Raw genomic sequence first — 1,234 nt, forward strand, 5'->3', positions numbered from 1 at the left:
CCTTTTCCCCTTCTATCCAAATTTCTGTTCCAAGAGGCACCCATAAAAGTAAGTCTCTTCCCGCTTTTCCAGTTTTTTTTCTTCCAGATCCCGGACTTCCATTTTCTGCTGTATATTTTTTCTTAAACCGAAAATCTAAAAGAGTATGCTTTGCTCCGTTTCCTTGGACAAGTACGTCTCCTCCCCTGCCTCCATTTCCTCCATCAGGTCCCCCAAATTCAATATTTTTCTCTCGACGAAAACTGACACTTCCAGATCCTCCGGAGCCACTCTTAATAAAAATTTTCGCGTCTTGAACAAATTGCATAGCAGCTTTTTTTTCTAATCCTTCCATGTATCTTACAAAAAATGAGTATAAAAAGCCAGAAATATAGGCTTTATTCTTAATTAAGATGAGTAGCAAGGTAAAAAGTCGTTGGAAAAAATCAGAAAGTTTTGCTTAAAAAAGCATGAGAAGAGTGAAAAGTAGAATGAGTTTAGAAATAGTTTACTATTTCTTTTTTATTTATTTTTACAATTAAAGATTATATATTTTGGGATCTATAATAAAGAATTAGATTGAAAGTCATACTCCCCCTCACTTTTTTTCAGGTAGTTTAAAAAATCTCTGAAATCAAAGAATAAGAGTTTATCTTTGATCCACCTAAGCCTCCTTGTGAAGTATGAATACAAAGATGAATACAAAGGCGCTCTGACTGTTTTTTTGTAAGCACATTTTTGTGTAAGGCCCGTTATAAAAGCGTATAAAATAGCAACAGAGACAATGGTCATAAGTTTGGAAAGTCTTCCCAAATCTTTCATAGGGGGTATTTTCAAGGGTAACCCCTTGCGTTTTCATAGTTCTGAACAGCCGTTCAATGTCCCCTCTTTGTTTGTTTAGTACCCGGTCTTTATCTTAAGCAAATGACAAGGTGCTCATAAATGCATTTTAGGAACTGGCTCCCAAATGCTTGATATCAAGGCTTTTGAGAAGAGTCCAGAATCAATTCCTTGTCCTTTTAAAAAAACGCCTGACGCGTTCAAGCTTGGATTTTATTGAAGCTGGAGCGTTCATCTTGTGGATCAGCGCAGGATGCTGAACCTTTCGCTGATCGATCATACTAAGCACGAAAGTTTTAAAAGTCTCTGCGCTGGATGAGAGGTTAATTTGCATTAAACATTGTTGTTTATTTTTAATAAAATAGCCTCTCTTTCGGATCTTTTAAAGACCCTTCAAAAAAGTGAGGGGGAGTAT

General features: G+C 36.3%; 2 protein-coding genes and 1 pseudogene. All 3 read right to left on the minus strand.

Annotated elements, in window-relative coordinates:
- Positions 1-307: pseudogene (gene obgE / locus HE1_RS05930) on the minus strand (GTPase ObgE); the annotation flags it as partial.
- 233 nt (positions 308-540) lie between these two features.
- Complete coding sequence (locus tag HE1_RS05935) at positions 541-816, minus strand: hypothetical protein (protein WP_162480465.1); 276 nt, start codon at positions 814-816, stop codon at positions 541-543.
- A 166-nt stretch (positions 817-982) separates the two neighbouring features.
- Complete coding sequence (locus HE1_RS09215; RefSeq protein WP_162531133.1) at positions 983-1,153, minus strand: hypothetical protein; 171 nt, start codon at positions 1,151-1,153, stop codon at positions 983-985.
- Positions 1,154-1,234 lie beyond the last annotated feature (81 nt).

The sequence above is a fragment of the Holospora elegans E1 genome (genome assembly GCF_000648275.1).
GTDB lineage: Bacteria > Pseudomonadota > Alphaproteobacteria > Holosporales > Holosporaceae > Holospora > Holospora undulata_A.